The organism is Alkanindiges illinoisensis (assembly GCF_004377485.1).
Lineage (GTDB): Bacteria > Pseudomonadota > Gammaproteobacteria > Pseudomonadales > Moraxellaceae > Alkanindiges > Alkanindiges illinoisensis_A.
Genome location: NZ_SNTY01000013.1, coordinates 60,221 through 69,741, shown reverse-complemented (window position 1 = coordinate 69,741; position 9,521 = coordinate 60,221). Strand labels below are relative to the sequence as shown.

The window sequence follows — 9,521 nt, the reverse complement described above, 5'->3', positions numbered from 1 at the left end:
CCCGAACTCAGAAGTGAAACCACGTTGCGCCAATGGTAGTGTGGCATTCGCCATGTGAGAGTAGGGCATCGCCAGCTCATTATTCCTAAGGGGATCAGTTCAATACTGATCCCCTTTTTTATTTAAGAGCCGTGCCCTACAGGTCTTGCGTGGCAGTGCCACTCACAGCTCATCATTCAACCCGCATCAGTTTAACTGATGCGGGTTTCTTTATTACAAGGCTAAAAAATTAGACTATCCCGTTAAAGCTGATTGGCTGATACCAGAACAGGTAACTCCTCAACCAGATAGTCGATAAATACCCGTACCGCCGGTAATAATCCCCGACGTGAGGGATATACCGCGTGGAACTCTTATTTATAAAATAGGGTAATACCCACTTTGTCTATAAGCGGGTTTATTTTTATAATTTAAATATTAAATTGCTGAGGTATCTTTGCAAAATTTTGTCCAAACATTTGGGCGGTTTTAATATCACCGATTGTGAAACTTTCAGCCGATGAATTATGTTCTGCCTGAGCCATTAGGCCTGACCATGATCCCAAGCGATTGGCTGCTTCCTCATAAGGAATATCATTATGCTGTTCAGGAAGTATGGGGTTTCCTAACCAAATCATGCCGTCCTGCATAGAAAAAACAAATAGTGACAGCAAGGTTGATTGTTTATCGCCTGCTGGTAAGGAGGAAACTGTAAATTCAGCTGCCAAGTTACCCTTAAATGGTTGCATTCGCTAAATTTTCCCTGTGTGATCCATAAAATTTTTAAAGGGACCTGAAATTTCCCCTAAATAAGTAGGGGAACCCCAAATAATGCCGTCGAATTCAACCAACTGTTCCGGTTGATCATATAGCTCGATTGCATTAAGTGGGCTTACTTCAATATTATAGATTTTCTGGATGCCTTCCCTGATACAGCCTGCAATATATTAGGTATGGCCCTGAGCGCTATGGTAGACAATCGCGACTTTTTTCATGAGTTTATTTTCCTGTTAAGAGTTGAATAGGAATACTGTAGTGTTAAATCCAGAGATTAATGGGAAGCATTGATTAACCAAGCGCTCATGTATAAACCGCCACCAAATACCAGATGATTGATTATGCTTCTTAAACAATTTCGTAAAGGCGCTGGAGTGTTGCGAGAGGCTATGCCTGCCCCCATAGCAGGTTGTAAGACAAGAAGCGGAGCCGTAACAGTGATGAGTCCCACCAAGAGAGCAGGTAATAAGGTCGGTGAATAAAGCCACTCTGTTCCTGTTATCAGAATCAATAAAATTGAAAATGAAATGCCAATGGCATAATGCATGCACCAGCCTAATGCCAGCTCACCCTGAATAGGTGCAGTTTTATTGATGGCTGGATGAAACCATTGGCCTTTAATAACATGTCCAACCCAGCGTCCTAAAAGTGCAAAGTTAAGGGTAGGAATGTTGAGTTTCTTGAGCAAAATAAGCCATAGATCCATGATTGCCGTTGCACCAATTCCCATAATAATGATGCGAGCGATGGTATTGATAGAAAGTTCCATATTGCCTCCTGAATAGATAGATTGAAAAAACATCAATCTTGGATCACTATACGAGTTCAAGTTAACTTGAGGTCAAGGGCTTTTAATGGATATTTCAGAAGTGGTAAAACGCTCAGGCGTACCTGCATCGACCTTACGGTTTTATGAAGAAAAAGGGCTTATTGCTTCTATTGGGCGTCAGGGCTTAAAACGCCGATTTGCGCCTTATGTATTGGATCAACTGGCGCTGATTGCCTTGGGAAGGCTGGCTGGATTTAGCCTAAATGAAATTGCTGCCATGTTTACCAGTGACGGCCAGCTCAATATTAGCCGCCAGACCTTAATTGATAAAGCCAATGAAATTGACCAGATGGTAAAACGTTTACAAGCCATGAGTGAAGGTTTGAAACACGCTGCGGTATGCCCGGCTACTACGCATATGGAATGTCTCACGTTTCAGGGCTTGTTGAAAGATGCTTCAAGCGGTTTGCTGTCTAAGCGAGGCAAGACAATAGGTTTGGTCAAGCAAGGTAAGTAGGTGTCGTACCTTTATATTAAAAGTAAGGTATTCAAGGGACTGAAATTTGAATACCTTGCTGATAGGCAATTTAAACCTGAGCCTCAACAATCCACACAATGTCTCCTAAATGATTTTGTTCTTCAGGATGCTCAAAATTGGATGCTTGGCGGATGTGGGTTTTTTTGAAGCCATGCGTTTTAAAAAATTCTGCTGCTTCCTGCGGGCTGGTAAAGTAAAACTGAAACTCGCTTTTGGACAGGAATTTTAACAGTTTGCTACTGTGCCAGATCACTTTTGCCAGCCGATGCGTTGGCTCGGGATAAAGGTCACTAATAAAGTAACCATTCGGGAACTGCTGAAAGCCAGTGCTTAAAATCTGGCTTAATTGCCCAATTAAATCTTTTGAAAAGTAATTAATCAGGCCTTCACTGAGCACAGCAATGGGGCGACTATGGTCAAGATCCTGCTTTAAAATCTGCTGAAACTGTTCACTAAAAATGTCACAGCCATACACTTTGGCATCTGGCTCAATCGGCTGGAGTGCTTCCCGTTTGATGGCAGCCATAGTGGGTAAATCGACTTCAATATAACTAATTGCTGGGTATTTTTGCCGAAAGCGCCAGCCACGGGGTGATAACCCGGCAGCTATCTCGATAATCTGGAGGTCAGGATGCTGGGCAATCAGTTCTTCAAGACGCTGGTCAATCAGGCGATGGCGTAATTTCAAGGTAGAGCGAACGCTGTGACCTACAAATTTCTCTGCCAGCGTTTCAAACGGATGCAGCAGGGTAGCCAGTTGCTTGCCTTTTGCGGTAGCAAGGCGTTCATGGGAAATGCCGAGCAGATACCAGATGTAACCTGTGTAATGCGCGGTAAACGAGATATGGCGATGGGGTGATAAATCCTGTGTTGTTTTGGTGTTCATATCTGACCCTCCAGTTGGTCAATTTTTCATTTAAAAATTTGTCTAAGCCATAATTTATATGGCTAATAAATTGCTTATGCGAGCAGTGGCTCAATCAGTGCTTTGGTGCTCTGCCATTGCTGTCCTAAATCCAGTGTTTCAGCAATTGTTATGGTTGGAATTTTGCCACGCATTTTTTCCAGCCGTTGCTGATTGGGCAGTGGCATGTCCTGTAACGCAGTTAAGGCATTTAATGCGGCAGCCCGGTCATTGCAGACCAACCCCATATCACAACCAGCAGCCAGCGCAGCCGTGATGCGTGCATCTCCGCCACCAGCCACACAGGCCGCCTGCATTGACAGGTCATCAGAAAATAGTACGCCATCAAAACCCAGTTTCTGGCGAATAATGGTTTGCAGCCAGAAAGGCGAAAAGCCCGCCGGGTTCGGATCAACCTGGTCATAAATCACGTGTGCTGGCATTAGCGCATCCAGCTGGTCTTTAAGCTGAATAAAGGGTTGCATGTCATTGCTTTCAATCTCAACCAGCGTGCGGTGATCAACCGGTGCTGCAATGTGGGAATCTGCTTCAACTGAGCCGTGCCCCGGGAAGTGCTTCCCTGTGGTGGCCATGCCAGCGCGATGCATGCCTTGCATAAAGGCAGAAGCCAGTGCTATCACTTGAGTCGTACTGGAATGGAAGCCACGGTCACCGATCACCTGACTAATGCCATCCAGATCCAGCACGGGAGCAAAGCTAAAATCAATGCCGACGGCCAATACTTCACTAGCCATGAGCCAGCCACATTGTTCAGCCAGTATCAGCGCCTGTTCCGGTTCTTTTTCATAAAGATGACCAAACGTACGCATGGATGGCAGACGGGTAAAACCAGCACGCAAACGTTGCACGCGGCCGCCTTCCTGATCTACGGCAATCAGTAGTTCGGGACGAATCTGGCGAATGCTGTCCGTGAGTGCACGCACCTGTTGCGGACTCTGGATATTGCGGCCAAACAGGATAAGGCCACCGACCTGAGGTTCGGCTAAAAGCCTTTGATCCTCCACAGTTAGGGAGGTTCCTTCAATATCCAGCATCAATGCACCAATCATGCAACAAATATCCAATAAATCTGATGGGGGAGACAATAACGCATTTATAATCAGTTTTGCTACATTGTATCGCTGGAATTTGATGGTATGCTGCAACTATCCGGAAAACCGATAGTGCTGAACAATACGGTAAATTTATGGAAAATTATTCGGTAAGTTGAATACTGCAAACAAACTGCAGTAAAAGTCGGTATACAACAATCGGGTCATGTGATTAGGAAACCCAAGCGTCTTATGAAACTACAAACTTTAGCCTGTGCCGTAGCCTTGATGACAGGCGGTCTTTTTTTCTCTCATACAGTGAATGAAGCCATTGCGGCAACAAGTGTTGAGCAGCAGGTAACGCTGGCACCCACACGGGAACAGTCGCTGGTGACCCGTCAGGTCGCAACGCTGGTTGATCGCCAGCATTATCTGAACATGCGGCTGGATGCCAATGTGTCGCGCCGGGTGCTGGCCATGTACATTGATTCGCTTGACCCGGATCACACCCTGTTTTTACAGTCTGATATTGATGAGTTTAACAAGAAGTATGGCGCCAGTCTGGGCACTTCACTCAAGACCGGTGACTTGGCACCTGCGTTCAATATTTATGACCGCTATCGCACGCGCCTAAACAGTTTTTATCAATACGCCATGCAGCAACTGGACAAGAAGCAAGACCTGCACCGTAATGATTTTATTGAGCTGGACCGCGAAGAAGCGCCGTTTTTCAAAAGCAAGCGTGAGCAGCAGGAGCACTGGCAAAAAATGCTGGTGTCACAGCTCATTAATCTGAACATTAATAAAGAAGAAGAAGCGGCCAAGCAGCAGGCTTTAAAAGCCAATCCTGAGCTGGCTGCCGGACAGGACTTAACGCCGCCGGAAGACTTAAGCCCGGTAGATACCCTGAAAAAACGCTACCGTCGTCAGATAGAACAGCAAACCCGGATTAAAAGCGACCGTGTGCTGGAAAAAATCCTGAATGCAACGCTGGCAACTTATGATCCGCACAGTAATTACTATGCGCCCATTGAAGCCATGGAGCTTAATCGTCAAACCACGCTGGCACTAGAGGGCATTGGGGTATCCATTCGTCCCGAACGCGGCAATGAAGATTATACCCGCATTGAAACCATTGTTGACGGTGGGCCTGCCAGCAAGTCAGGGCAAGTGAAATCGGGTGACCGCATTATTGGCGTGGGTCAGGAAGGTGATCCGATTGTTGATGTAATTGGCTGGCCTAGCAGTGAAATTGTTGGCCTGATTCGCGGCAAGCGTGGCACCAAAGTGACCTTGCGTTTACTGGCCACTGGTGCATCAGCCAATCAGGCACGGGTGGTGACCTTAACCCGTGACGTGATTCAGGAAGAGGATTCCGGTGTCCGTTCACGTGTGGTGAATGTGAAACGCAATGATGGCGAGCACAAGATTGGTGTGATTGAAATTCCATCGTTTTACCTGAATTATCGGGCGCGCCGCGAAGGCAATAGCTACCGTAGCGTGAGTGTGGATACCCAAAAAGCACTGGTTTCACTGCAAAGCCAGAATGTTGAAGGCGTCGTTGTGGATTTGCGTAATAACCCGGGTGGCTCTCTGGAAGAAGTGGCACGTATGCTCGGCCAGTTTGTAAAAGATGGGCCTGTGGTGCAAATCCGTGATGGTAACGGCAATGTTAATGTTTTCCGTGATGAAGATGGTGGCGAGCAGGTGTATAGCGGTCCACTGGCAGTGATTGTGAATCTGGCTTCGGCATCAGCCAGTGAAATTTTCTCGGCGGCAATTCAGGATTACCAGCGTGGTATCGTGATTGGCAGCACTACTACAGGTAAAGGCACTGCACAGGTTCAACTGGATAGTCTGGCCTATGGTCAGGCTACCTTAACGCAGCGCAAGTTTTACCGGATTACTGGCGGTAGCACACAGAACAAGGGCGTTGTACCCGATGTGCCATTGATCAATATTTACGATGAAGACCTGGGTGAGCGCAAGGCCAAAAATGCCCTGAAATGGGATACGATCCAGACTGCGCCGTATAAACGTGAAGGCGTAGTTACTCCATTTGTTCCGCAAGTAACCACATGGTCAACCCAGCGCATCAAAGCTGAGCCGCAGTTTGTTTATCTTAGTGCGCTAAAAAGCATTGCTGAGAAAACCAAAGACAAGAAACAGTCTTCGTTGAACATTGATGTGCGCAAACGTGAAATCAAGGATCTGGAGACAGAAACCCTGCGTGCTGAAAATGAACGCCGTACTGCTACAGGTTTACAGCCTTATGCCAACTGGGAAAGCTATCAGGCAGCGCTGGATGCCCGTTCTGAATCACGCGCCAAGATGAAAGCTGCCCAACGCCCACCATTGCCAGAGGATGAAGCCTTTATTACTGAATCAGCCAATATTCTGATGGATATGGTGAGTTTGCAAAAAGCGCATCCAGATGCCAAAGTTAGTGACCCTAGCATCACTGTGTCTCAAAAGCCTGTGTCATAAGATGGATACTAAAAACCTGAAATTTAAAAGCATGCTTCGGTATGCTTTTTTTATGTGCGGTAATTTTATGAAAAATAAATTCAAAAAAGATAATTCATTAAAATGTCATAAAGTGGTCACTTATTGGTCAATTAACCGGTTTAGTGTGGGGTGAACTCAAAGATAAAGAAGAATAGAGATGACCTTACTACAAAATTTTAATTCATTTTCCAATACTCATTCCCAAGCTATGGGCGGCGCTTTAAATATTGCAATTGTGACTGAAACATGGCCACCAGAAATTAACGGCGTTGCCATGTCGGTATTGCAACTGTGCAAAGGCCTGCAACAGCGGGGCCACCGGATTTTACTGGTTCGGCCTTATCAGCCCAACGAATGCCACAGTTTTAAACCAACTGCGGAATGCCTTGTAGCGGCCAGCAGTATTCCTAAATATCCTGAACTGCGCTTTGGTTATCCCCAATCTAGAAAAATTGCCAAGGCACTAAATCAGTTTAAACCGGATATTGTGCATCTTGTAACGGAAGGGCCGCTAGGACTGGCTGCACTCAATATTGCACGACAATGCAATTATCCGGTATCTAGTGGGTTTCACTCTCCATTTCATGAATTTAGCCGGTTTTTTGACTTAAAATTTTTAATCAAGCCGGTACAACATTACTTGCGCTGGTTTCATAACCGCACAGACCTGACCTGTGTGCCGAGTGGAGATACCCAGCAAGCGTTGATTAACGCTGGTTTTACTTGTCCGTTGGCACTGGTGTCGCGCGGGGTGGATAGCCAGCATTTTAATCCACAAAAGCGCTGCAAGCAGTTGCGTGAGCAATGGCAGGCCACCCCGCAAACCACGATAATGCTTTATGTGGGCCGTTTGTCACCAGAAAAAAATATTGATCTGGTGATAGAGGCTTACCAGCAGGCCAAAGCCAGTCAGCCAGCACGTGATTTTAAGCTGGTGATTGTCGGTGATGGCCCAGACCGCGTGCGTTTACAAAATCTGGTTCCAGAAGCCATTTTTACCGGGATGCAAACTGACGAGCAGCTAGCCCAACACTATGCCAGCGCTGATGTATTCCTGTTTGCCAGTGAGGTGGAAACCTTTGGCAATGTGGTGCTTGAAGCACTGGCCAGTGGTTTGCCAGTATTGGCCTATGATTATGCCTGTGCAGGATTAACACTTAAGCACGATATGAATGGCTGGGCATGTCGGTTAGGTGATGCAGTCCAGTTTCAGCAATTGGCTGCACAACTGCCTGCACTGCCGCAATTGCAGCAGATGGGCGAGCAAGCCACAAAAACAATACAACAGTTTGGCTGGTCTATGGCGGTGGATCAGTTTGAATTTGCCTTAAAAACAACTGCCCATAAACATCAATCCCTTTATTCAACTGCATGGAACAAAGCAATGATCCCGCTATTTATCACTTAAACATTTATGGCTTAAATAAGCATAAGGAGAACCTATGAACAAAATTCAGGCAACCACCATGCGTGCCCATTTGCGCCGCGCCCAGTATCTGGATCTCAGCTGGTGCATTAAACTCAATCGTTATTCCACAACAAAAAATATTGCAATTTTCTTTAAAGTGATTAGCCGGTTGGGCGATGGCTGGTTCTGGTATGCCAGCCTGTTGGCGTTATGGCTGATCCAGGGCGCAAGTTATTATTGGCAAATGCTGTACGTTATTTTAGGCATGTTATGTGCCACGGCAATTTATAAATTATTAAAGCAAAAAACCTTACGGCCACGGCCTTATCAAGTCCATCAGGCCGTAGTGCTTGGTGAGCGGCCGCTGGATCATTTCAGTTTTCCATCGGGTCACACCCTCCATGCCGTAATGCTGTGTATCCTGCTGGGTTATATGATGCCAGCCTTATTAATCATCCTATTGCCATTTACCCTACTGGTGGCTCTATCACGGGTGATTCTGGGTTTGCATTATCCCAGTGATGTGCTGGCTGGTGCAGCCATTGGCGCAACGCTTGCCGGACTGCTCATTGCTCTGGCACCGGCACTGTATGTGCTGCTGTAATCTATAATATTTATTGCCAGAAAATAGCCTCTTAAACCCGTATTTACTTACAGTACTTTCAATCATCAAGACGGGTGCTGGCAGTTATTCAGCTTTTGCTTTACATCAGCAGTCAGTCTATTTAGCATGCTGTTGCGCTTTAAGCGCATAACTTATTTTTAAACTGGTAATTTTTTCATGGATGATCTAATAAGTCCGGCTGTTGCGCTGGCCGTGCTGGCATCTGGGGTGTTTTTGCTGATTGGCTTGCTCACTGGAATCTGGAAGTACGTTGCCATCATGCAAAGTGAAAAAGCCCGCGCACCGTATTATGTAGATATTGCTCACCGTGCATCGTTGCTGTATGCCAGTGCCGCACTAATTCTGGCCGCACTAGCGCATTTTTCGGTGTGGCCAGCGTGGGTCAACTGGTGGGCAGTGCTGGCCAATGTGGTGTATTTTGCGCTGGCCATTGGCACCTATGTGATTCATGGCGTGTTAAAGGATACCGATAACCAGCTACGCCGTCCGCATCGTCTGGGGGCAATGAGCTTGCCGAGTATGCTGATTCAGTTATTTATGTGGTCGCTCATTATTGCCGAACTGGGTGGAACGCTGGTGTTACTGGCTGGTGCATGGCAGTTTTTATGGCCACAGGTGATGTAAGAAAGTTTATTTTAAGAGTTTGTTTGGCGCAGTATTGATCAAACTAAAATGTATGACAAGGCACTGCAACACAGACGCTAATTTTTGCTAAAGTAGGCGCCTAAAATAAACCAGAGTTTTGGAGCGATACCATGGGCTTGCGCTGGACTGATACCATCGACATTGCCATTGAGCTGTATGAAGCCCACCCGGATGTTGACCCGCAATATATACGTTTTACTGACTTGCATCGCTGGGTGTGTGAATTGCCCGATTTTACCGATGATCCCAACCGTTCCAACGAAGGCCTTTTGGAAGGTATCCAGATGGCATGGATTGATGAGGCCAGCTAAAATAA

9 protein-coding genes and 1 pseudogene are annotated in these 9,521 nt (G+C 46.3%); 6 read left to right on the top strand and 4 right to left on the bottom strand.

All coding sequences use genetic code 11. The annotated features are described in order from the left end of the window. Window positions 1-410: 410 nt before the first annotated feature. Window positions 411-923: pseudogene (locus E2B99_RS03965) on the bottom strand (flavodoxin family protein). 107 nt (window positions 924-1,030) lie between these two features. Beyond that, window positions 1,031-1,525 carry a DUF2938 domain-containing protein gene (locus E2B99_RS03960; protein ID WP_134243677.1) on the bottom strand — a complete coding sequence of 165 codons (495 nt, stop codon included), beginning with the start codon at window positions 1,523-1,525 and terminating at the stop codon, window positions 1,031-1,033. An 85-nt stretch (window positions 1,526-1,610) separates the two neighbouring features. Here E2B99_RS03960 and E2B99_RS03955 point away from each other — a divergent pair, with 85 nt between their 5' ends. Next, window positions 1,611-2,042: a helix-turn-helix domain-containing protein gene (locus E2B99_RS03955; RefSeq protein ID WP_134243676.1), complete on the top strand. Its 432-nt coding sequence runs from the start codon at window positions 1,611-1,613 to the stop codon at window positions 2,040-2,042. Window positions 2,043-2,112: 70 nt separating this feature from the next. Here E2B99_RS03955 and E2B99_RS03950 read toward each other — a convergent pair whose 3' ends face one another. Both E2B99_RS03950 and nagZ read right to left on the bottom strand, forming a co-directional pair. Continuing rightward, window positions 2,113-2,949 (bottom strand): class I SAM-dependent methyltransferase, encoded by an 837-nt coding sequence (locus E2B99_RS03950; RefSeq protein ID WP_134243675.1) that lies wholly within the window; start codon window positions 2,947-2,949, stop codon window positions 2,113-2,115. Window positions 2,950-3,023: 74 nt separating this feature from the next. Next, window positions 3,024-4,037, bottom strand: a complete 1,014-nt coding sequence (gene nagZ, locus E2B99_RS03945; RefSeq protein ID WP_134243674.1) for a beta-N-acetylhexosaminidase — start codon at window positions 4,035-4,037, stop codon at window positions 3,024-3,026. A 234-nt stretch (window positions 4,038-4,271) separates the two neighbouring features. Between nagZ and E2B99_RS03940 the strand changes: the two genes are divergently transcribed. The 5 genes from E2B99_RS03940 to iscX all read left to right on the top strand — a co-directional run bounded on the left by E2B99_RS03940 (window position 4,272) and on the right by iscX (window position 9,516). Further along, window positions 4,272-6,506 carry a carboxy terminal-processing peptidase gene (locus E2B99_RS03940; RefSeq protein ID WP_134243673.1) on the top strand — a complete coding sequence of 745 codons (2,235 nt, stop codon included), beginning with the start codon at window positions 4,272-4,274 and terminating at the stop codon, window positions 6,504-6,506. Between the two features lie 178 nt (window positions 6,507-6,684). After that, window positions 6,685-7,935 (top strand): glycosyltransferase family 4 protein, encoded by a 1,251-nt coding sequence (locus tag E2B99_RS03935; protein WP_134243672.1) that lies wholly within the window; start codon window positions 6,685-6,687, stop codon window positions 7,933-7,935. 34 nt (window positions 7,936-7,969) lie between these two features. Beyond that, window positions 7,970-8,539, top strand: coding sequence for a phosphatase PAP2 family protein (locus E2B99_RS03930; protein WP_240687720.1), 570 nt, complete (start codon window positions 7,970-7,972; stop codon window positions 8,537-8,539). Window positions 8,540-8,716: 177 nt separating this feature from the next. Continuing rightward, on the top strand, window positions 8,717-9,184 hold the full coding sequence (locus E2B99_RS03925) for a hypothetical protein (protein WP_134243671.1): 468 nt from the start codon (window positions 8,717-8,719) through the stop codon (window positions 9,182-9,184). 131 nt (window positions 9,185-9,315) lie between these two features. Beyond that, window positions 9,316-9,516: a Fe-S cluster assembly protein IscX gene (gene iscX / locus E2B99_RS03920; RefSeq protein ID WP_134243670.1), complete on the top strand. Its 201-nt coding sequence runs from the start codon at window positions 9,316-9,318 to the stop codon at window positions 9,514-9,516. Window positions 9,517-9,521 lie beyond the last annotated feature (5 nt).